The 21,877-nt window shown below is 57.2% G+C and carries 25 protein-coding genes; 1 reads left to right on the top strand and 24 read right to left on the bottom strand.

Translation table 11 applies throughout. From position 1 onward, the window contains the following. Nucleotides 1–17 precede the first annotated feature (17 nt). The 13 genes from VEI50_00350 to VEI50_00290 all read right to left on the bottom strand — a co-directional run bounded on the left by VEI50_00350 (nt 18) and on the right by VEI50_00290 (nt 11,614). Nucleotides 18–638: a DUF177 domain-containing protein gene (locus VEI50_00350; protein HXX73561.1), complete on the bottom strand. Its 621-nt coding sequence runs from the start codon at nt 636–638 to the stop codon at nt 18–20. A gap of 14 nt (nt 639–652) precedes the next feature. Continuing rightward, nucleotides 653–925 (bottom strand): 30S ribosomal protein S18, encoded by a 273-nt coding sequence (gene rpsR / locus VEI50_00345; protein ID HXX73560.1) that lies wholly within the window; start codon nt 923–925, stop codon nt 653–655. Nucleotides 926–940: 15 nt separating this feature from the next. Beyond that, a complete protein-coding gene (locus VEI50_00340) occupies nt 941–1,336 on the bottom strand; it encodes a single-stranded DNA-binding protein (protein ID HXX73559.1) in 396 nt (131 codons plus the stop codon). Next, a complete protein-coding gene (gene rpsF / locus VEI50_00335) occupies nt 1,323–1,670 on the bottom strand; it encodes a 30S ribosomal protein S6 (protein HXX73558.1) in 348 nt (115 codons plus the stop codon). The genes VEI50_00340 and rpsF overlap by 14 nt, the downstream gene beginning before the upstream one ends. 165 nt (nt 1,671–1,835) lie before the next feature. Beyond that, the gene (ychF, locus tag VEI50_00330; GenBank protein ID HXX73557.1) at nt 1,836–2,987 is read right to left on the bottom strand and encodes a redox-regulated ATPase YchF; all 1,152 of its coding nucleotides are present in this window, start codon (nt 2,985–2,987) and stop codon (nt 1,836–1,838) included. Between the two features lie 3 nt (nt 2,988–2,990). After that, nucleotides 2,991–3,572, bottom strand: a complete 582-nt coding sequence (gene pth, locus VEI50_00325; GenBank protein ID HXX73556.1) for an aminoacyl-tRNA hydrolase — start codon at nt 3,570–3,572, stop codon at nt 2,991–2,993. Between the two features lie 2 nt (nt 3,573–3,574). Then, a complete protein-coding gene (locus tag VEI50_00320) occupies nt 3,575–4,372 on the bottom strand; it encodes a 50S ribosomal protein L25 (GenBank protein ID HXX73555.1) in 798 nt (265 codons plus the stop codon). 49 nt (nt 4,373–4,421) lie between these two features. Then, nucleotides 4,422–5,363, bottom strand: a complete 942-nt coding sequence (locus VEI50_00315) for a ribose-phosphate pyrophosphokinase (protein ID HXX73554.1) — start codon at nt 5,361–5,363, stop codon at nt 4,422–4,424. Nucleotides 5,364–5,566: 203 nt separating this feature from the next. Continuing rightward, nucleotides 5,567–6,475 (bottom strand): 4-(cytidine 5'-diphospho)-2-C-methyl-D-erythritol kinase, encoded by a 909-nt coding sequence (gene ispE / locus VEI50_00310; GenBank protein HXX73553.1) that lies wholly within the window; start codon nt 6,473–6,475, stop codon nt 5,567–5,569. Beyond that, nucleotides 6,468–7,850 carry a sigma-54 dependent transcriptional regulator gene (locus VEI50_00305; GenBank protein ID HXX73552.1) on the bottom strand — a complete coding sequence of 461 codons (1,383 nt, stop codon included), beginning with the start codon at nt 7,848–7,850 and terminating at the stop codon, nt 6,468–6,470. The genes ispE and VEI50_00305 overlap by 8 nt, the downstream gene beginning before the upstream one ends. Then, a complete protein-coding gene (locus VEI50_00300) occupies nt 7,835–9,532 on the bottom strand; it encodes an ATP-binding protein (protein HXX73551.1) in 1,698 nt (565 codons plus the stop codon). Before VEI50_00300 ends, VEI50_00305 begins: the two co-directional genes overlap by 16 nt. 162 nt (nt 9,533–9,694) lie before the next feature. Next, entirely contained in the window at nt 9,695–10,918 is a 1,224-nt protein-coding gene (locus VEI50_00295) for a type II secretion system F family protein (protein HXX73550.1), read from the bottom strand. Nucleotides 10,919–11,077: 159 nt separating this feature from the next. After that, entirely contained in the window at nt 11,078–11,614 is a 537-nt protein-coding gene (locus VEI50_00290; protein HXX73549.1) for a CDP-alcohol phosphatidyltransferase family protein, read from the bottom strand. A gap of 150 nt (nt 11,615–11,764) precedes the next feature. Between VEI50_00290 and VEI50_00285 the strand changes: the two genes are divergently transcribed. Beyond that, nucleotides 11,765–12,082 (top strand): hypothetical protein, encoded by a 318-nt coding sequence (locus VEI50_00285; protein ID HXX73548.1) that lies wholly within the window; start codon nt 11,765–11,767, stop codon nt 12,080–12,082. A 7-nt stretch (nt 12,083–12,089) separates the two neighbouring features. Here VEI50_00285 and VEI50_00280 read toward each other — a convergent pair whose 3' ends face one another. The 11 genes from VEI50_00280 to murB all read right to left on the bottom strand — a co-directional run bounded on the left by VEI50_00280 (nt 12,090) and on the right by murB (nt 21,873). Continuing rightward, complete coding sequence (locus VEI50_00280) at nt 12,090–13,229, bottom strand: serine hydrolase (GenBank protein ID HXX73547.1); 1,140 nt, start codon at nt 13,227–13,229, stop codon at nt 12,090–12,092. A 112-nt stretch (nt 13,230–13,341) separates the two neighbouring features. Beyond that, nucleotides 13,342–13,854 carry a DivIVA domain-containing protein gene (locus VEI50_00275; GenBank protein HXX73546.1) on the bottom strand — a complete coding sequence of 171 codons (513 nt, stop codon included), beginning with the start codon at nt 13,852–13,854 and terminating at the stop codon, nt 13,342–13,344. A 19-nt stretch (nt 13,855–13,873) separates the two neighbouring features. Next, a complete protein-coding gene (locus VEI50_00270) occupies nt 13,874–14,170 on the bottom strand; it encodes a YggT family protein (GenBank protein HXX73545.1) in 297 nt (98 codons plus the stop codon). Further along, nucleotides 14,170–14,976 (bottom strand): pyrroline-5-carboxylate reductase, encoded by an 807-nt coding sequence (proC, locus tag VEI50_00265; GenBank protein HXX73544.1) that lies wholly within the window; start codon nt 14,974–14,976, stop codon nt 14,170–14,172. Before proC ends, VEI50_00270 begins: the two co-directional genes overlap by 1 nt. Before the next feature lie 4 nt (nt 14,977–14,980). Then, nucleotides 14,981–15,688 (bottom strand): YggS family pyridoxal phosphate-dependent enzyme, encoded by a 708-nt coding sequence (locus VEI50_00260; protein ID HXX73543.1) that lies wholly within the window; start codon nt 15,686–15,688, stop codon nt 14,981–14,983. 105 nt (nt 15,689–15,793) lie between these two features. Further along, a complete protein-coding gene (pgeF, locus tag VEI50_00255; GenBank protein ID HXX73542.1) occupies nt 15,794–16,528 on the bottom strand; it encodes a peptidoglycan editing factor PgeF in 735 nt (244 codons plus the stop codon). Between the two features lie 44 nt (nt 16,529–16,572). After that, on the bottom strand, nt 16,573–17,763 hold the full coding sequence (ftsZ, locus tag VEI50_00250) for a cell division protein FtsZ (GenBank protein HXX73541.1): 1,191 nt from the start codon (nt 17,761–17,763) through the stop codon (nt 16,573–16,575). Nucleotides 17,764–17,815: 52 nt separating this feature from the next. Further along, the gene (gene ftsA, locus VEI50_00245) at nt 17,816–19,051 is read right to left on the bottom strand and encodes a cell division protein FtsA (protein HXX73540.1); all 1,236 of its coding nucleotides are present in this window, start codon (nt 19,049–19,051) and stop codon (nt 17,816–17,818) included. Nucleotides 19,052–19,056: 5 nt separating this feature from the next. Next, nucleotides 19,057–19,926: an FtsQ-type POTRA domain-containing protein gene (locus tag VEI50_00240; GenBank protein ID HXX73539.1), complete on the bottom strand. Its 870-nt coding sequence runs from the start codon at nt 19,924–19,926 to the stop codon at nt 19,057–19,059. Nucleotides 19,927–19,930: 4 nt separating this feature from the next. Then, nucleotides 19,931–20,920 carry a D-alanine--D-alanine ligase gene (locus VEI50_00235; protein ID HXX73538.1) on the bottom strand — a complete coding sequence of 330 codons (990 nt, stop codon included), beginning with the start codon at nt 20,918–20,920 and terminating at the stop codon, nt 19,931–19,933. A gap of 5 nt (nt 20,921–20,925) precedes the next feature. After that, nucleotides 20,926–21,873, bottom strand: coding sequence for a UDP-N-acetylmuramate dehydrogenase (gene murB / locus VEI50_00230; protein HXX73537.1), 948 nt, complete (start codon nt 21,871–21,873; stop codon nt 20,926–20,928). Nucleotides 21,874–21,877 lie beyond the last annotated feature (4 nt).

Here is a 21,877-nt window from a genome sequence, read left to right as displayed (position 1 = left end):
ACGGCTACCACGGTTGGTTAAGCGGCGCCGTGATCACCGGTCTGTTGTTTCGTGCTCCGGATCACTCGGAATGTTGATGCCGGTGGATCGCCTGCACAGAGACAGGGGCCCTCGTTCAAATCTTTTCCACATGAGGCACAAAGTCCCGCACAGTCCTCTGTGCACAACGGCTGCATCGGCGCTGCCAGGATCACGTGCTCCCGCACCATCGGCGCCAATTCAACATGATCACCCTGATAATGATATTGATCGTCCAATTCCTCTTCTGAATCCTCTCCCGACTCGACGGGAACTAATTGCGATTTTCTCACAGCCACCTGCTTGGGACGCCGCTGGGCGGCTTTGACCTCAGGCGCGTAGGCCGCTCGAATGGAAAATGCGAGCGGATCGTCATACTCTCTTAAGCATCGCACACACTGCCGAACGATCGTGCCTTCCACCACTCCTGTAACCGTGATGAGCCCATCGGCTTTGGCCAGATCCATCGTCACCGCAAGCGGAGCCTTAATGACGGCCTCGGCTTCACTCAATCCCAGCTCTTCGGCAGTCACCTCACCGGACAACGAGAGCCCCGCCGCAGCAATGTCAGCGATTTTCGGTGTGAGGAGGTCCATCGCATCACCTATGAGCATTTCCATCCCGAACATATCCCTTATCGTTCTTCCGCAAAGCTGATCAGGGCGATGTGACGCGCCCGTTTGATGGCCACCGTCAATTCGCGCTGATGGCCCAGGCAATTTCCGGAAATGCGCCGGGGAACAATCCGCCCGCGCTCCGTGAGAAAGTTCCGCAGCAATCCGACGTCTTTGAAATCAATCGACCCCTTATCGAGACAAAAACGGCACGGCCGACGGCGTTGAAAAAATCGTCCGCCTCCCCCACCGCCTTCTCGTCCGCTACCATCTCCCCCACGATCACGATCCATGACGACTCTCCTCAATTAGACATGTTCTTCAGATTCAAAGCCTACATCCTCCGGCATCGGTGGCTCACCACCGCTGGTCTCGCCGCGCTTCGGCATAAACGTGACCGTCTGCGCGACAACTTCGTGCTTACTCCGCTTTTGACCGTCTTCTGTTTCCCAGCGACGCTGCTGCAACCGGCCTTCGATGATCGCGCCGTTCCCCTTGCTCAAATATTGCCCGCAATGTTCGGCCTGCTTCCCGAACACGACGATGTCGACGAAGCAGACTTCTTCTTTCAACTCCTCGCCTTGCTTGAATCGACGGCTGGTGGCTAAGCCAAAGCTCGCTACCGGCGTGCCGCTCGGGGTATAGCGCAATTCCGGATTGCGCGTCAGATTCCCCATGAGGATGACTTTGTTAAATCCTGCCACCAGCGAACTCCTCTGACGGGGCTTCCATCGGCCGACGCGGCACCAACTCTTTCTCGAGATGCACGGTCAGAAATTTGATGATGTTGTCTTCCAAGCGATACGCACGCTCCAGTTCACCCACGGTATTGTTGGGCGCCTTGAAGTAAAAGTAAACGTACGTGCCCTTCCGCTCCCGACGGACTTCATAGGCAAGCTTCTTCCGACCCCAATTTTCGGCTTTGATGAACTGCGCGCCGGTTTTGTCGGCAACGCCCTTCATCTTCTCGATGAGCGTGTTCGTCTCCTCATCGGAGACGGATGGACGAATAATGAATAGAGACTCGTAGAGCTCCATGAAGCAATCCTCCTGGACAAAGGCCCTCAAACGCGTTGAGAGCGAGGTGTAGGGCGCCTCTGCGGCGCAACGAACGGTGGACGGTACCACGGGCCTTACAAAACTGTCAACACAGACTGGAGATCCCGTATTCTTACTCTCTCGCTATGTGGTGGTTGGCGACTGCTATACATTAAACCGGAAATAGACCACATCCCCTTCTTTGATCACGTATTCTCTTCCTTCGAGCCGAAACAACCCCTTCTCCTTCACCTTCGCCTCCGATCCGCAGGCTACAAGATCATCGTAGTGATACACCTCGGCCCGAATGAAGCCTCGCTCCATGTCGGAGTGGATTTTGCCCGCTGCCTGGGGAGCCGTGAGTCCTTTCCGTAACGGCCAGGCGCGTGACTCAGTTTCGCCGGCGGTGAAGAACGTAATCAGATTGAGCAACGCATAGGCTTCGCGCGTGAGGCGCACAAGACCCGATTCCGTGAGTCCCATGTCTTTCAGAAAGGCGCCCCGGTCCTCTTCCGGCAACGCCGAAAGCTCGGCCTCGATCTGGCCGCAGATCGTCACGACCCGCGCACTGCGCTTCTCGGCGAAGTCACGCACCGTCTTGACCATCGCCTCGTCGGCGTTAGCCCCATCCGAGATGTTCGCGACGAACAGGACCGGCTTGGCCGCGAGTAATTGGCACTCGTCCAAAATCACCCGCTCCTCGGGCGTGTAATGCAAGTTCCCCAACCACTCACCCTTGTTCAGCAATTCCGTCAACCGTTGGAGAAACGTCATCTCAAAGCCGGCTTTCTTATCGCCGGCCCTCACTTTTTTCTCCACACGCTGTTTGCGACGATCCAGCGTTTCCAAGTCGGCAAGCAAGAGTTCCGTTTCGATGGTGCCGATGTCGCGAATCGGATTGACACTGCCACTGACGTGGACCACGTCACCGCCTTGGAAACAACGGACGACGTGCATCAGCGCATCCACTTCTCTAATTTGTCCCAGAAACTGATTGCCCAATCCTTCGCCGGTGCTGGCTCCCTCAACCAATCCCGCGATGTCCCGCACCTCCAGCGTACTCGGCGTCTTCTTCTTCGATTTGAAGATCTCGACAAGCTTGTCGACCCGCGGGTCCGGGACCGTCGCGATACCGACGTTCGTCTCCACGGTCGAGAAGGGATAATTGGCGACGACCGCACCAGCGCCGACCAGCGCATTGAACACCGTCGTCTTCCCGACGTTCGGCAATCCGATCATGCCGCAACACAGTCCCATATCTATCGTGATGTGTGAAACGTGATGCGTGACGAGTTTCGCCTGCTCGTCACCGGTCACCTGTCACTCGTCACTCTTCTCCTTCTCCCGCACGTTAAACTCGCTCATTGCCGCCGCCACTCCTCGATGCACCAAATATTCCAGCGCGTCGACCGCACGATCGAGACAGGGGTTGAGAACTTCAACCTCGTCGTTTGTGAACGGTTCCAGCACATAGTCGGCCGGATTCTGATGTGGTGCGGGCCTCCCGATGCCGATCTTCAGCCGCACGAACTGCTGTGTATCCAGCGTTTCGATAACCGATTTGATTCCGTTGTGGCCGCCGTCACCACCGGTTTGCTTGATCCGCAGCCGACCTGGTTCCAGATCCAGATCGTCGTGAATGAGGACGAGATCGTCGATGGTTAGCTTGAGCTCGCGCAGGAGCCCTTTCAGCGGAGGACCTGTGACATTCATCCAGTCGAGGGTACCGGCAAGTTCGAGCAACTCGGACCCCAACCGCCCGGACCCGCGCTGGGCTGTACCGCGTGTGGTGAGACGGATCGACCACCGAGCGGCCGCTCGTTCGACGACCCGCGTGCCGACATTGTGGCGGGTTTTGGCGTAGGCGCTGCCGGGGTTGCCCAAACCAACAATCAGGCGCAACGTTACTTCTTCTTCTCGGGTTCCTTCTTCTCAGCTTTTGGTGCTGCCGCCGCGGCCGGTTCCTTTTTCTCGCCTGGCTTGGCTTCGGCACCAGCTGGGGCGGCCGCTCCAGGCGCTGCTGCTGCAGCCCCTTCCGCTGCTTCAGCCACCGCCTTCCCTTTGAGGGCGACTTCCGGTTCCTTCGCTCCTTCCGGTCCCACAGCTTGACTGGTCAAGAGCGCTTCGAGCTTCGCATCAGACATCGGCGCCGCCACGCTCACGACCATCTGGTCGGGATCGTCCAGATAACGCAGGCCGTCCTTCTTCGTCATCTCTTTCAAGTGGATTCCCTGGCCGATCTTAAGCGCTGAAGCATCCACTTCAATGAAATCGGGTAGCGCTGACGGCAAACATTCGATGTGCAACTCGCGCATATTATGGTGAAGGATGCCGCCTTCTTTCACACCCTCTGGCATGCCACCGATCACATGCAGAGGCACCTTCACGCGAATCGGCTTGTCCATGGAAATTTCGAAGAAGTCCGCGTGGAGTACGTGACCCTCGACCGGGTCGACTTGAAAGTCGCGGAGCAAGGCCGTTCGCTTGGGCTTAGCTTTCGCTCCGGTAATCGTGAGTGAAAGCAACGCCGTGCTTCCCGCATGCGAATTGAGAATCTTAGCCAACGCGTCTGGATTGATCGTAACCAGGAGACACTCCCCTTGACCGTAGAGTACGCCAGGGACTTGCCCCTCGCGCCGGAGTTGGCGCGCCGCCCCCTTACCGCTTTTCTCTCGAACCGTCACCGCTAAATCGAATTTCATGATACTCCTCCGTCCCTCTCTCGGTGGTCGTTATCTGTGTGGCTCCCGATCAGGCAAACAAGGAACTGACCGACTCATCCTCATGAATGCGCCGGATGGCCTCGCCCAACAGTGGGGCTACCGATAATTGATGCAGCTTCGGACAAGTCTGTTCCTTACCCCGCAAGGGGATGGTATTGGTGACGATCACCTGCTTCAAGCAGGATTTCTGTATTCGCTCCAAGGACGGCCCGGTGAGGACCGCGTGGGTACAAGCCGTCCACACTTCCCGCGCGCCCTTATCGGCGCAGGCTTGCGCCCCCTGAACGATGGTCCCGGCCGTATCGATCATGTCATCAAGCAACAACACGCTCTTGCCTTCGACGTCGCCGATAATGTTCATAATCTGTGTCTGGTTCGGCCCCTCGCGCCGTTTGTCGATGATCGCCAAGTTCGCTTGGAGCCGCTTGGCGAAGGCCCTGGCCCGTTCCACGCCACCGGCATCCGGCGAGACCACGACCAGGTCGTTGAACTTCTTTTTCGTAATGTAATCCAGCAACACCGGGAGCGCGTAGAGATGGTCCACGGGCACGTTGAAAAATCCCTGAATCTGTCCGGCATGGAGATCCATCGTCAACACACGGTCGGTGCCGGCTGTGCTGATGAGATCCGCCACCAGCTTTGCAGAAATGGGTACACGGGGTTGATCTTTTCTGTCCTGCCTCGCATAGCCAAAGTACGGTATCACTGCGGTAATACGATTCGCCGACGAGCGTTTCAGCGCATCGATGATAATGAGCAATTCCATGAGCGAGTCATTGACCGGTTGACAGCAGGACTGCACGACAAAGACATCGGCCCCACGGACGTTTTCCTCGATCTTGACTCGGATTTCTCCATCGCTAAACGATGACACCGTGGCTTCGCCAAGTTTCTGCCCCAGATAGGCGCAAATTTCTTGGGCGAGCGCCAAGTTTGCGTTGCCAGAGAAGATTTTCAATTCTCTGTTCATCGACCCCTCGGACGGTTCTCGGACACAGGTGCTAAGGTTCTGATTTCGTTCGTGGTTCGTCTCGACGGCGGGCGTCGGGGGGCGTGATCTCGAACCCGCCTACCGCTTTCGCTGCGCGCTGTTGAGGAAGCCAACCGAAGTGAGAAATGTACCGGAAACGACAGGAGGTTGTCAACGGATGAAGCAGGAATGTGTCTGTTCATTCAGTGACACACCACGGGCCCGGAACAGGTTGACACAACAAAGACGTTCAACCTGTTGTCACGTAAGCAATGGGCCTCTGCCCCACGCGCTCGGGTCTCATCAGGAAACAGACCGAATACTGTCGCACCACTTCCTGAAAGAAGCGCGATGTCCGCCCCTCGGTCCAAGAGAGCCTGCTTGATTTCGCGGAGTCCCGCATGAGCGGCGAACACCGGAGCTTCAAAATCGTTTTCGGCTGCGGCGCAGAGATCACTCCATCTTATGCGCCGCTGGTGATCGATCTCCTGGTGGAGACGTGACAAGGGACGAACTCCTTTCCTCGTCGAGGCCAGTTCGCTATAGGCCCATTTCGTTTCGACGCCGAACCCCGGATTGACGAGAACTGCCCATCTGAAGCCTTCTATGGCCACAGGCTGAACCGTTTCCCCTCGACCCGATACAATCGCGGTGGGGCCGTACAGAAAGAACGGCACATCGCTCCCTAACGACTGCCCGACTTCTGCCATCTGTGTCAGAGACCAGTTCAGTTGCAGCAACTGGTTCAGTCCGACAATGGTCGCCGCGGCATCACTGCTCCCTCCGCCGAGGCCGGCTCCCATGGGAATGCGTTTCCGCAAGTCGATTTCGACTCCGATTGAGTGCCCTGCGCGCGCCAGCACCGCGGATGCCGCGCGATGGACCAGGTTGGTACGGTCGACCGCCAGCTCCGGGACGTCACACTGAAGCTGTATACCCTCATGACCGGGACGAAGTCGGATACGCACTTCGTCCTGCAGCGTCACGGTCTGCATAACCGACCAGAGGTTATGGTAGCCATCGGAACGGCGGTCGAGAATACGAAGGATGAGATTGACTTTTGCAGGAGCAAGAACGATGAGTTCGGAGGATGCTAACGGTACCTTAGTCACGACCTCCTTTAATAGCATACTTCTCTAACCGATAGCGAAACGACCGCGTGTTCAGCCTTAACAGTTGGGCCGCCTTCTTCTTGACCCACTTCGCACGCTCTAGCGCCTTCAGCAACAGATCCTTTTCGATGCCGTTGATCAGCGCCTCAAGATCCAAGCCGTCGTCCGGCAAATCCGTCGGCATCCCGGGCTGTTGTGGTGTCACAGACCGATGGAGCCAGCCGCGCACATCTGCATCGGTGACGGGGGCCCCAGACGAGAAGGCCACGACGCGCTCGATGAGGTTCTCCAATTCGCGCACATTGCCTCGCCATTCGTGCTCCAAGAGGACGTGCAAGGCCTCCGGCGTCAATATTGGGGCCGGCTTACCGCTGTCTTGCGAAAATTTCTCCAGGAAATGAGTGACCAGGAGCGGGATGTCGCCGGTCCGGAGGCGAAGAGGCGGGAGTCGGATCGGGATGACGTCCAGTCGATAGTACAAGTCTTCGCGAAACGCTCCCTCTGCCACCGCTTTCTCCAAATCGCGATTGGTCGCTGCGATCACACGGACGTCTACCTTCATATCTTGGTTACCGCCGACTCGGCGGAACTCCCGTTCCTGGATGACTCGCAATAACTTCACTTGGATCGTCGGCGTCGTGTCCCCGATCTCGTCCAGAAAGATAGTCCCGCCGTTGGCCACTTCAAAGAGACCGGCCTTATTGGAAATGGCGCCGGTGAAGGAGCCTTTCACATGGCCGAAGAGTTCGCTTTCCAACAACGTTTCCGGGACGGCGCTGCAGTTCACCGCCACAAACGGCATCGCACTCCGGGCGCTGTTGTAGTGAATCGCGCGCGCGACCAATTCCTTGCCAGTCCCGCTTTCCCCGCAGATGAGGATATTGCTCCTGGCGTCTGCAACCTTCTTGACTACGTCAAACACCTTCTGCATGGCCTCGCTCTGACCGACGATTTTTGCGAATGAGGACTGACTCGCCATTTCGCGCTTCAGCAGCATGTTCTCCGTGGAGAGCCGCCGCTTTTCCAGCGCATTGCGGATGATCAATTGCACTTCGTCGACTTGAAACGGTTTCGTCAGGTAATCGTACGCGCCTTGTTTCATCGCCTCGACCGCTGAATCGGACGTGGCGAAGGCCGTAATGACCAACACAACGGTATCGGGTGACGAGGACTTGACCGCTTTGAGGACATCCATTCCGTCCGCCTTCGGCATGCGGAGGTCGGTGATGACTAAATCGTAGATCTCTTTGTTGACGTGACCGATCGCTTCATCGCCGTCACAAGCCTCCGTGACGGTATATCCGGCTCGCTTGAGCATAATGCTCAAGACTTCCCGCAGGCTTTTCTCATCATCGACGACTAAGATTTTTTCCACGGCGTCCTACCCTCATGCCACAGCCGCATGCCTTCGCCACCGGAGCGCGGAAGACAGACGACAAATCGAGACCCTTGCTGTTCCTGACTCTCCACCTTAATCCAGCCTCCATGCAAATCGACAATCCGATGCACAGCCGCGAGACCCAACCCCGACCCTTGCTTCTTGGTCGTAAAGAACGGAAGGAAAATTTTATCCAGAAGTTGTTTGGGGATGCCGTCTCCTGTATCGTGAAAGGCGATCTCGATTACCTCGCACCTTTTCCCTCCCATATCAATCAGGCGGGACCCAGTCGAAATCGTCAATTGCCCACCCTCCGGCATGGCATCAAACGCATTCATGGACAGGTTCCAGAACACCTGCTTCAACTGATCCTGATCGACCTTCGCGGTCAGAGGTTCAGTCGTCAGCGAGGTGCTGATCTTGATGTGAGAACGTGTCCGAGCTTCATGTTGAACGAGATCCAGAGTCTCGGCAAGAATTTTGTGAAGATTGCACTCGACCAGATTGAGGGCCGGTGGGCGGGCGTATTGCAGAAACTCCGTGATAATGGTGTCGAGTCTCGTCGCTTCTCGGATCGCGATATCCATCAACCGGCGGTTCGTCTCGTCCCCGGTCGCGTCCTGGCGGAGCATCTGCATCGCGCCCGCCAAAGCCCCTAAGGGGTTTCGAATCTCGTGGGCCATCCCGGCGGACATTTCACCCAGACTGGCCAGCCATTCTTTTCGACGCATTTCCTCTTCGAGTTCTCGAATCTGCGTGAGATCCTTGAACACCCCTACCAAACCCGTCTGGTGTCCCTGCTCGTGAAGGGGGGCGAGCGTCATGCCGAGAATCAGCCGATTGCCATCAGCTCGTTTGCATTCCACGTCGAAGCGGACCATCGTCGGAAGTGTCACCGCAAGCCGTTCGTCGGATTGCTGGTTGGGATGCCAATTGAAGATCTCCCGCCACGGCCGTCCCAACACCTGGCTCAGCATATAGCCCGTCGCTTCCAGCGCGGCCGGGTTGAACGACGTGATGCCTCCAGACGCATCCGTTGTAAAGACGCCGCTACTGATACTTTGGACGATATTCTCATGAAAGGCCTGGAGCCGGGTGAGTCCCTGCTCCTTCTCACGCAATGATTGATCCGCTTGCTGCAACTGGTCGGCCAACGCACCGCTCAGGAAGCCCACCACGAGGAAGGCCAACCCATAGGCTCCGAAGGTTTGAAGGGTTTCCGGACCGGTCAGGCGACTTTTCGGAAGCCACCCCCAAGGCTCAAGTAGACCATAGAGTTGGACGTTCGTCACAATTCCAAACAGGATCATGCACGAACAGGCCGTGAGGACTCCGACGCGACGACGCGGAACGAGACTCGCGACCGCTACCGTGATGACATACAGCACGGCAAACGGGCTTTCGACCCCACCCGTCTTGGCTACCAACAACGTCTCGAGTGCGAAATCGATTCCTACCTGGGCCCAAAAGAACGTGGTGAGCGCGAACGGAGTTGAAACCGATCGAAGTAACAATGCGGAAGGGATTGTAAGGGCGTAGGTGGCAATGATGAGAGTGTAGAACGTTTCGACTCGCTCACCGTTCGATGCTTGGAAGGCAAGAGAGAACCCCAACAATAAGGTGACGACGGCCACTCGCAGGGCCATCAACCAATGCAATCGATTGCGCAAGTCTTTCATCGCACCTGACTCTTGCTACCAACCGTCGAATTCACCGGGAGTTGAAACGAACTTCTTTTGGCAGGGTAGCGGCACCTGCCTTTCCTCACTGACGAGCAGGTACCTGGATCGAAAAGCGACACGTCTCGGGCTTTCTTGGCGGGAAGCCTGACCGTCTCTGTATTAGCCGATCGCGTTCGCCATCTGGAAAATCGGGAGATACATGGCAATGACGATAAAGCCGATCACAACGCCCAACACGACCATCATGACCGGTTCAAGCAACGATGTCAGAGACGCCACGGCTTGATCGACTTCATCTTCATAGAAGTCAGCGATCTTTCCTAACATTGCATCGAGCGCGCCAGTGGACTCACCCACCGCGATCATGTGCGTCACCATCTTGGGGAATACTTCGCTTTTCGCCAACGGCTCGGCGATGGTTTTCCCACCGCTGATACTCACACGGGCATTGATCAGAACCTCCTCAATCACTTTGTTGCCGGAGGTTTTGGCGCAGATCAAGAGGCCTTCCAATAACGGGACGCCACTGGAAATCAACGTGCCGAGCGTGCGGGTCAATTTGGCTACCGAAGCTTTTCGAATTAAATCCCCGACGACGGGAATTTTGAGCAGCAGTCTGTCGATATTCATCCGGCCCTGGGGCGTCGCGCGATACTTTTTGATGGCGAAAACGGTCGCAACAATGACGCCAATCATCACATACCAATACGACTGGAAAATATTACTGACGTCGATGACAAGTTGCGTCGGGCCCGGCAGTCCCACTTTCCCGCCAGATAGCTCATTGAACATTTTTGCGAAAATCGGGATGACCCAGATCATGAGGACAGAAATTACCGTGACCGCAACTCCGATGATGGCGGACGGATAGACCATGGCGGATTTGATCTGACCCTTCAGCTTCATCGCTTTTTCAATGTGCTTGGCCAGCCGCGTCAAAATCGTGTCAAGCAGCCCGCCAACTTCTCCGGCGTGCACCATGTTGACATAAAGATCATCAAAGACTTTGGGAAATTTGCGAAGCGCATCTGAAAAGGTCGAGCCGGCCTCAACTTGAGTTTTGACCTCGCCGACGGTCTCGCGCAGCAATTTGTTTTCAGATTGTGTCGATAGGATTTCCAAGCATTGCACCAACGGCAATCCCGCATTGATCATCGTGCCGAACTGCCGGGTGAACACGACTAGATCTTTATCAGTCAATCCTGAACCGAGAAGGGAATTGACGTTGAAACCGCCGGCCTTTCCTGTTTTTTGTTCCAGGCTGGTGACGACCACATTTTGTCTACGTAGCTGATCGACCGCCTCATCGCGGGTCTTGGCCGACAATTCCCCTTTCTTGACGGCACCTGACCGATTTCTCCCGACGTATGCAAATGTACCCATAGGAGACTCTCGTCTTTCGATACGGCCGGGCCGCCGGCCTGTGTGAATCCGCGCGGAATACCTCTTGAGCGAGTCTACTGGTGACCTCAAAACCTGTCAAACAAATGCACAATCTGCGCGCACCATCGTCATTCCGGTCGTCGGCTCAACGAAGAAGAGCTACGCGCTTTGTGTATTGGAATGCCGATATCCGCGATAGAGGTAATGCAGCCCGGAGAGGAGCGTGAATGCGACCATCCCGGCCAGGAGAGGGTCGATGAGGGACAGATCGATCCGTCGAGAGCTCAAAAAAATGACGAGAAGCACGTACGTCAACTGAAGGAAGGTCGTCCCTTTGCCTAAAAAGGTCGGCGTAATATCGACGGGTGTCTCGGTAAACTGAGCCACAGCCGTGCCCAATAACAGCATCAGATCCCGACTCACGACAACAATGGTGACCCACAACGGAATAAGATGAGTCGCGGACAGCGCGAGAAATCCAGACGTCAACAACAACTTGTCGGCAAGGGGATCCAAGAACGAACCCAACCGCGTCCGTTGATTTGTCACCCGCGCAATGGTGCCGTCGAGCGCGTCTGTCACTCCGGCAAGAAGGAGGACAACGAGTGCCAGGTCATACTGCTCATACACCAACAACCCGATATAGACAGGGATCAGGAGAATGCGGAGGATGGTCAAGCTGTTAGGAATATTCATGCTCGTCCGACGCAAGTCGGCCACATTCCCCGAAGCGAGGTGGATGATAGAGAGGGGGTTGGAACCTTGTCAACGTGTTGCACTCCAACCGGACACACTCCTATAATCGGGCCAACTGAACTCAATGGTCTGATGTCGTAGGAGGTCGTGATGAGTTCGCTTCCGCTCATGCTGAAAAAAGAAGGTCTCGTTGAAAAACACCAACTCGAAGGAGTCGATCCGAGTGAGCGCTATTTTAATCGTGCTATCCTGGTCAATCGGACGCCGTCCGGCTATTCAGCCAAAGTGATGTATGAAGCTCTGACCGTCGAAGGGCGTACCCACCCGACGATTGGCGCGGCCGTAAAGGAACTGGTAGAGAAGCTGCAGGGATTAGGGTTCAGCCGAATGAGGACCCGTACCAACTTCAAAGGCACCAAGTACCTCGCCGAAAAAGAATCTTGGCTCGAGTATCAGGACCGCTCGTAAGTCCGATCTACCTTCCGGCAACATATTCCCGATATACCAGATCGTGAATCAGCGGACGAAACTCACGAATCTTCTCATTCTTCCTCGTGGGATAGACACGGTTGGATAAGAGCACGACTTCCAGCTCACAGGTTGGATCAATCCACAAGGATGTGCCTGTATAGCCGAGATGACCGAACGCCGTGGGTGAAAAGTACGACCCAGACGAGGACGGGATCGAAGGCGTATCCCATCCCAGCGCCCAGCTGGAATTTCGGATATGTGACGTTCGCGTGGTGAACCGAGTAACCAGGTGAGTCGCCAGGATTGATGGTCGCTGGTGGTAGGCCGCAAGCCAGGCTCCGGAAACTGCCAGAACAGCTTCGGCTGTTCCGAACAGACCCGCATGCCCGGCCACGCCCCCCAAAGCCGCTGCGTTTTCATCGTGTACTTCGCCCTGCAATTGCCTGTTGCGCCACGTGTCGAACTCCGTCGGAGCAATCTGTGCTCGAACGATCGTCTGGTTTGACAAACCCTCAGGCTTCCTGGTCAGAAGTGGGCAAAAGAGCAATGGTTCCGCTCCAAGAGGCTGAAAACACTGTTGCCAAGCAAACTGGTCGAGCATCGTGTGACTGATCCGCTCAACCATGAATCCCAACAACATGAATCCTAAGTCGCTATACAAACTTTTCTCGCCATTGGCATAGACGAGCGCCTCGTCGCGGATCAGTCGTACAACTCTTTCTTTCGTCCGTTCCGCTTGATCCGGCGAGAGAGCGGTAGCACCTTCTTGCTCCAGCTTCTCATAAATTGGTCTCCAACCCGGCAACCCGGAACTGTGGCTCAACAAATCCTGCACCAGCGCCTCCCCAATCGCCGATCCCTTCAATTCCGTCAAGACATGGCACACTTGATCACGAAGCCCAAGCCGTCCCTCTTGGATGAGAAGCAGAATCGCGGTCGTGGTGGCCAACGGCTTGGTGAGCGAGGCAAGATCGTATACCGTCGTGACCTCGACGGGAGCGTCCGACTCGCAGGAGGCCATTTGCCCTGCCGCAACCAGGCATTGCACCTCTCCGCGAAGGCGAACCGCTAAGACAGCGCCGGGGAAGACTCCGTCATCAACGGCCGACCGCAATGCCGCTTCAATGGCCCGATTGGTCTTCATCTGATGAGGGATGTGGAATCCGCTAACAACGCCTGAATCCCACAGCGCGTGAACGTGAATGAGAGACCGCCACCTCTCCGCCGGGGGAATGACGGACTGGGTCGTGCGCTGGTCACAACGCCGGGCTGGACTCTCCTTCGAGTTTGTCTTCCGAAGCCGTCGCCGCGTCCTGATACACCTCGTGTTCTTCGACTTCCAACATTCGTTCGAATGTGCGAAGCGTGGCACGCAGCCGTTCAACCATCAGCAATCGCTGTTTCTGAAGGGCGGAGAGATCCCGTTGCGTGTCGGTTAACTGAGCTCTGGCTTGACGGATCAACTCTCCCGCTTTCAGTTCCGCTTCCTTCATCACGAGGTCCGCTTCTCGGTGCGCAGTCCGTTTCACATCTTCCGCGAGCGACTGCGCCGAGACCAGGGTATTGGAGAGCGTCGCCTCGGTCCGCTTCAGTTCGGCCAATTGTTGTTCGAGAAACACAATCTTTTCCCGCGAGATTGCGTTGTCTCGGTTCAACTCCTCAACCGTTTGCGCCAACTCCTCGAGGAATCGATTGACTTCGTCTTTGTCATAACCACGGAAGCGGGATCTGAATACCATCTGCTGGATATCGAGCGGCGTGATCTTCATGACATCCCCCTTGATCGGTTCAGTTCAGGCGTACTGCCAAATCTTTGAGCGTTTGGACGACCACAATTTGGAGAAACCAGATCGCTAAGATTGCGACAATGGGTGAGAGATCGACGCCCATCCGCCAACCCAGCCATCGACGAATCGGCGAGAGCACCGGTTCCGTAACACGCTCGAGAAATTGTACGATCGGATTCCATGGATCCGGATTCACCCATGAAATCAACGCCCGCGCAATGATGATCCACATATAGAGCCACAGCACATAGTCTACAATGGTTGCTGCCGCCAGCAACATATTACCGAACACGAACATTAGCGCCCCAATTCCTGCGATCGCTTCGTGGCCGCTTCGACCGCCGCGATCAAGGTCGCACGTAACCCGCCCGACTCCAATTGGTGAAGTCCGGCGATCGTCGTTCCACCCGGCGAAGCAACTCGATCCTTCAACTTCGCAGGATGTTCTCCTGATTCAAGAACCAGGCGCGCCGCACCCAAAACCGTTTGGGCAGCCAACAGTTCCGCCGTTGCGCGGGGCAGTCCCATCTTCACGCCACCGTCGGCAAGCGCTTCGATCGCCTGAAATACGTAGGCCGGACCACTACCGCTCAACCCTGTCACAGCATCCATCAATCGCTCTTCGACCAGCACCACCCGCCCCACCGACTCGAAAATATCCCGTGTGATCCGCATCTCATCCTCGGACACACCAGGTCCCTTTGCAAGCGCAGTCATACCTTCCCGAACCACGACCGGTGTGTTCGGCATGGCGCGAATGACCTTGGCCGAAGCAGTTGTCTGCTCCACGATCGAACCGATGGTCGCGCCCGCCACGATCGAGATGACCACCTGTTTGCCAAGAGCCTTGCGTGTTTCCTTTAGAACGCCGGGCAAGGCCTGCGGTTTCACTACCAGCAGCGCGATATCGGCCCAGGTAACCGCCTCCCCGTTATCTGCACCGACTCGTATTGCAAACTGACTCTTCAATCGATCGCGTCGGTCCGGCAATGGATCGGTGGCCCAAATCAACTCTGGCACACAAACCTGCCCAGCTAGGAGCCCGCCGATGAGCGCCTCAGCCATTTGCCCGCCGCCGATAAACGCAATGTTCTTCTTCATCATCAGGTCAGTCGCGCCTGGTCCCGAAGATGGCGGTGCCGACCCGGACGAGCGTGGCCCCTTCTTCTACGGCCACGACATAGTCGTTCGACATGCCCATCGACAGTTCATCCATTGACAAGCCTGGTACGCCCTGCCCCAGCCTCCGCGCCATTTCCCTTAGCCGTCGAAAATACGGACGGGCTCCCTCGGCATCCATCGTTGGAGGAGGAATCGTCATCAACCCTTTCACTACCATATGAGACAACCGGCTCAGCTCCGGGAGAAGCGCGATGAGTTCGTCGGGCCGAAAACCGGCTTTCGTTGCCTCGTCCGCTATATTAACCTCAAGCAATACCGCTTGCCGATGACCGCTCTGCTCCGCACGCCGGTCGATTTCCTGGGCCAACTCGAGGCTATCGACAGAATGAATCAGGTCGAATAGGCCGACCACAGACCGGACTTTCCGCCGTTGGAGTCGACCGATGAAATGCCAGTGAACCGACTCTCCTCGTAGCGCTTCGATTTTCGGAAGTGCTTCTTGCAGCCGGCTCTCACCGAGGATGTTCAACCCCGCTGCGAGACCTTGTCGAATGGCCTCGACTGAGACGGACTTCGTGGCCGCCACCAGTCGAACGCTGTCGACTCGACGTCCAGCCCCAAGGGCTGCTCGATGAAGCCGTTCGCATACGTTCCGGACATTGTCGCCGATCGAACGGCTTGGCTCTGCATCCATCCCGTCCTAAATACAGACCATCCCTTAACGGCACCTCGGTTCTTGTCAGCAAACATTGTACCCAAAGTGCCGGGGAATTGGCAGGTCGGTGACACTCCCTCATTATTATTCGCGTGACAGGAGTGCGATTCCACTGACCATGGTCCCAACCACTCGCCCTTCACGTCGATAGGAGTAAAACAGGTCGTCGTGGCAAATCGTACAGAGATTGACGGCCGACACATGTGTCGTGCTGACCCCATGCCGTTCTACTTGTCGGCGGATGAGGCCCCTCAAGTCGAGGCGTGCCCTGTCACCATCACATCCACGCACCACGCTGGGCCACTCCTCAAAGCCCGCCCGCAACTGATGCAACACGGGCCCATCAACCTCGTAGCAACAGGAGCCGGCCGACGGACCGATACTCACCCGCAGATCCCTCGCATGGGATCCAAACCGTGAGTGCATGAGCGCGAGCGTCTTGGGAACAATGTCGGCAACGGCACCGCGCCAACCCGCGTGGATAGCTGCCACCACTCGACGGCGCGGGTCATAGACGAGAACCGGCACACAATCGGCCGTGCGAACCGTCACCGTGATTCCCGGCTGATCTGTTACCAAGGCATCCCACTCACCCTCGAACCGGTCGGAATCGCGGATCGGTCGATCCACAACGAGGGCCTCGGTTCCGTGCACTTGCCTGACCGAGAGCATCCATCCTCGTCTTTTCGGATCATGTCCTCTGGCCGGCACGCCGATATCAAGGGCGAGCGTTCCGGCATGGAGACGTGTCCCGAAAAAGTGTTGGACACCGCTTCTCGACGTGGCAAACGCTGGAACCGTGATGACCGGTGCCTGCATATTTGGTCTCCTCAGTCTTTCGTCGTTCTGTCCTACAGAGGCGATCAGTCTGCTTGCTTGCGCAAGAATGTGGGAACATCCCACTCGTCTTCCTGCACAGTCGTGATACGGTCCATGGTCTCTCTCGTATCACTCGTTCGTCGCAGGAACGCGGGACGGTCGAGATCCTTATGCGACCGCTCGCCCATCGTGGCGCCGACCCCGGCGAGGACCTGTTGATTTGTCCTCGGGCTACGGGCTGCCGAGAGCCGATCCGCTGACGAGGCAACCGGTTGGTCGTCCCGCTCGAAGCCAGTCGCGATCACGGTGACCACCAGATCGTCACCCATGTCGGGGTTGATCACCTGACCGACGATAATATTGGCTTCGGGATCCGCCGTCTGCTGAATAATCGACGCGGCTTCTTCAATCTCATGCAACGACATGTTCGGACCACCGGTGATGTTCAGCAACACCCCGCGAGCGCCCTCCACACTTCCTTCCTCGAGCAATGGACTGCAGATGGCTTTCTGGGCCGCCTCGATCGCCCGGTTGGTCCCTCGCGAAACACCCATTCCCATTACAGCTCGGCCCGTGTGCGACATGACCGTCCTCACGTCTGCGAAGTCCACGTTCACGTGGCCGGTTGTGGTTATGACATCGGCGATCCCCTGAATAGCCTGTCGCAGCACGTCGTCCGCCACTTTGAAGGCTTCGAGCAGCGGCGTCGCCTTATCGACGATGCCCAGCAATCGTTGATTGGGAATGACGAGCAAGGTATCGACATGCCGCCGTAAATCGCGGATCCCCTCCTCCGCGTAGGCCGCACGGCGGTGCCCTTCGTATTGGAAGGGTTTCGTGACGACGCCGACCGTCAGAATGCCTAACTCGCGCGCAATGCTTGCCACGATCGGAGCCGCCCCGGTACCGGTCCCGCCACCCATTCCTGCCGTGACAAAGACCATGTCGGAACCCTCCAAGCACTCGCGAATGTGATCTTTGCTCTCGAGCGCAGAATCCTTTCCAACTTCAGGCTTGGCTCCGGCACCCAGTCCTCTCGTGCGCTCCGGCCCAAGCTGAACTTTATAGGCCGCCCGTGATCGATCCAAAGCCTGTACGTCGGTGTTGGCCGCGATGAAATCGACTCGCGCCAACCCCGCCCCGATCATGGTGTTGACTGCGTTGCATCCGGCACCGCCGACACCAATCACCTTGATTTTCACGGGCGACGCGAGATCTTCCTGAAATGAGAACATCGTGACACCTCCCTTACGTGGCTCGTGCGCGGCGCCCTGCCGCACACGAAGGTTAAAAGAATTCGAACATCCAGGACTTCATCCGATCAAACACCTTGGCAAACGGTCGTCCGTTGCGAAGACCGGCAGTCGCCAGTTCATCCATGTGACGCCACGCGTGAAGCAACAGTCCCACACCGGTTGCATGCATGGGATTGCTGACAATGTCGCGTAATCCGCCGACACCGGTCGGGACCCCTCGTCGAGCCGGCAAATTCAGCACATGTTCGGCGGCATCGGGCATTCCTTCCAAAAGGGAGGTACCGCCGGTAATGACGACGCCGGCTCCTAAAATGCCTTCATAGCCGGCACGGGCGATTTCTCTTCGAACGAGCTCGAACATTTCTTCGACGCGAGGTTCCAGAATTTCTGCGATATCCCGCCGCGAGAAAGTTCGGGGCGGGCGGTCGCCGACCGACGGCACCTCAACGCTCTGGTGGGCCTGCACGAGTTCCGTTCGCGCAACACCATGGTGAATCTTGATCTTCTCCGCCTCTGTTTGAGAGGTCAGCAACCCGATCGCCAGATCCTTCGTGAGATTCTGCCCTCCGATCGGCAGAACCGCGGAGTGACGGATGCTGCCCTCCAGGAAAATGGCCAGGTCCGTGGTTCCTCCGCCAAGATCGACCATCGCGACACCGAGGTCTCGTTCTTCTTGACCCAGAACCGCCTCGCTCGAGGCCAAGGGCTGCAGCACAATGTCGACGACATCGAGCCCGGCGCGATTGACGCTCTTGATGATGTTTTGCGCCGACGTGACGGCTCCGGTGATGACGTGAACGTTCACCTCGAGACGATTGCCCGAGAGCCCCAGCGGTTCACGTACACCTTCCTGCCCGTCCACCATGAACTCGCGCGGCAGGACGTGAAGGATGCGCCGCTCGTGCGGAACCACCGCGAGAGTCCGCGCACTCTCCACGGCACGCTGGATATCGTCACGCGTCACCTCGGATTTCTTGAGCGCAACGACTCCTTTACAGTTCTCCGCTGAGATATGGCTTCCGGCAATGCCGGTATAGACAGAATTGATCTGGACTGCCGCCATCAGCTCCGCTTCTTCGACCGCTTTCTTGATCGATTCCACGGTGCTTTCGATGTCCACCACCACTCCCTTGCGCAGACCGCGGGACGGACTCGACCCCACGCCGATGATGTTGAGGGCCCCGTCCTCGGTGACTTCGGACACGATCGCGAAGATTTTGGTCGTTCCGATGTCAAGACCGACGAGAATTTGGTCTCGTTTGGGCACAGCCCTCACCCCCTTTCGCGCACGATCACGCGGTTGTCGTATCGGAGATCCACTTCGCTCATGTCACGTTTCTTGCCATCGAGTGCTACGAGCTTGAGCGAGGATTTGACCTTGCGAAAGCGTTCCCACTGATCGCTTAACGCCTCACTGCCGAACTGAAAGCGGACTCCTTTTGTCGATGCAACGAGACCAGACGAATGAGTCGCGTCGATCTCAACACGTCCGTCGAACGCCATCGCAATCAGCTTCGCCAGATTCACGCCAGATTGAATCGCTTGCCGTACCCTTCCATCTCCTTGTCCCGACGCCTTTGTGTCGAACCCGATGAGCAAGGGGAATGACGGATCGTCCTGAACGCCCAACTGATTCAGCACGAAGCCCTCCGCATCGCAGAGGAAATGGCTGGAGCCGGTGCGAAGAACCGCTGCCGGTAGGCGTTCGAGCACAGTAATGGCCAGCGTGTGAGGTGGCAGCCGTTCGACCGTTGCATCCTTGATCCAAGGGTGAACACGAAGTCGTTCAATAAGAGAGGGCACGCCGATCTGATGAAGCGCAACGCCCTTACTCAATGCAAGGCGATCCAGTACATCCTGTTTTGCGATATGTCGTATTCCTGTCACCTGCACTTCCCGAATCTCCAAGCCTCGCTGGAGGATTGGGGCGATCTTCCCCGCTGCCACCATGATGCCCCATACGACCACGACACCTCCGGCCAACCATCCGCTGGCAAGCAGAACACAGCGCCAGCGTGCCCATCTTCTGGCTCGATGCGCTTGCTGCCGCTGATGAAGGGCCAGGGTCGCCCGCGGTCCCTTCCACCGATTCTGCCGGGGCCCCGGTGCACGTCGTGGTCTTTTGCGCAACCACAACATCATTGCATCACCCTCTCGACAGGACCGCTGCGCGGTCCTTTGCGCGTACCAATGCCGATTGCAGAATCCGTTCTGTCAACTCGTCATAGTCAATGCCGGCTTGAGCCGCCGCCATAGGCAACAAACTGGTTTCCGTCATGCCCGGCACCGTGTTGATTTCCAGAACATAGGGGCGCCCGCGCGGCGTGATCCGAAAATCGACCCTGATGGCCCCGTCGCACCCCATGACTTGATACGTCTTCAAGGCCAACGCACGAATCTCTTTGGTGATCGCTGCCGATAAGGGAGCGGGGCAGAGATATTGAGTTTTTCCCTTTTGATATTTGGCGGAAAAGTCGTAGAAGCCCTCCGGAGCCACGATTTCAACGGCGGGCAAGACCGTCGGCACTCCTTCTCCGCTTCCGATCAATGATACGGTGACCTCATGACCGGGAATGTAGGCTTCGACCATCGCCTCAGGATCGTATCGATGTGCCAGTTCCAGCGCCTCGGACCATTGCGACGGCTTCCGGACGATCGTCACGCCGATCGTCGACCCCTGCGACGCCGGTTTCACGACGACCGGCCAACGCAATTTTGCCGAGCGCAGGGCGGTCCCGCTCGAGACCTTTTCACCTCGTTTAATGACAGTCCCGGCTGGAACAGGAATCTTGTAGGCTGCCAAGATCATCTTGGTTGTCACCTTATCCATTCCGAGCGCGTTCGCCTGAAGACTAGAGCCCGTGTACGGAATACCCACCGTTTCTAGAAATCCTTGGACGACGCCGTCTTCTCCGCCGGGCCCGTGGAGGGACACAAACGCGATTTCGATTTTCTGCTCCTGCAGATCACGATAGAGCGTCGGACCGACATCGATCGCGACCGCGTCATAGCCTCGCCGAGACAACGACCGATGCACCGCGGTCCCCGTACGGAGCGAGACCTCCCGTTCGGGAGACTGTCCGCCCATGAGGACTCCGATCCGCGCGCGCGTGAGTAAGGGACGATCCGATGTCATGCGACCTACGCCTCTCCGACGATCTTGAGTTCTAGCTCCAACGACACTCCAGCTTGTCGCTTCACGGCGCGTTTGACTTTTCCAATGAGGTCGAGCACATCCCGAGCGCGCGCCTCTCCTCGATTGACCATGAAGTTCGCATGCTTGGTCGACACTTCGACGTCTCCAATACGCGCGCCTTTCAGACCGACGGACTCGATGAGCCGGCCGGCGGAATCCTTTGGAGGATTCTTGAACACACAGCCGGCGCTCGGCATCGCGAGCGGCTGCGTATCCCGTCTATAGTGGAGGTAATCCTTCACGACCCGCTCGATCTCTGCCCGCACACCTTGTTTCAATTGCAACCAGACCCCCACGACGATACCGCGTGGCAGCGTCGCTCGCCGGTAACTAAACGGAATCTTCGAGACGGGCAGATCGATGATCGTGCCTTTCGAATTCACCAGCCGCACCCCTTTGACTGAATCTTTCATTTCTCCCAATCTAGTTCCGGCATTCATCACCACACAGCCGGCCACAGTTCCCGGGATTCCGGCAGCCCATTCCAACCCTGCGAGAGACCGCCGAATCGCATGCCCGATCAGAGTCGGCATCCCGACGCCTCCTTCGGCATACAACACCGACTCCGGTTCCTCCTTGATCGCACGCAGCTCGGCCAAACTGACGACGATCCCGCGAATCCCTCCGTCCCGCACGAGGAGATTCGTCCCCCCGAGCACAAACCATGGAATGTTTCTCGCACTCGCCTGGCGAACCAGCCGGCAGACATCGTCGACGTCCACCGGCTCGACCAAGACGTCCGCCGGTCCGCCGATCTTGAACGACGTATAGTCGCGTAGCGACGCATGAAACGACACAGAGCCTTTGAGACCTGAAACGGCCGCTTGCAGATCCTTTTTCTCGATTTTCGATCCAACGGATTTCGATGCATGACGACGATCCTCTGCGTTCATTGCA

It is taken from the genome of Nitrospiraceae bacterium (assembly GCA_035623075.1).
Taxonomy (GTDB): domain Bacteria; phylum Nitrospirota; class Nitrospiria; order Nitrospirales; family Nitrospiraceae; genus DASPUC01.
Note: the sequence above shows the minus strand (reverse complement) of the source record. Positions and strands in the feature narration are given on the sequence as shown.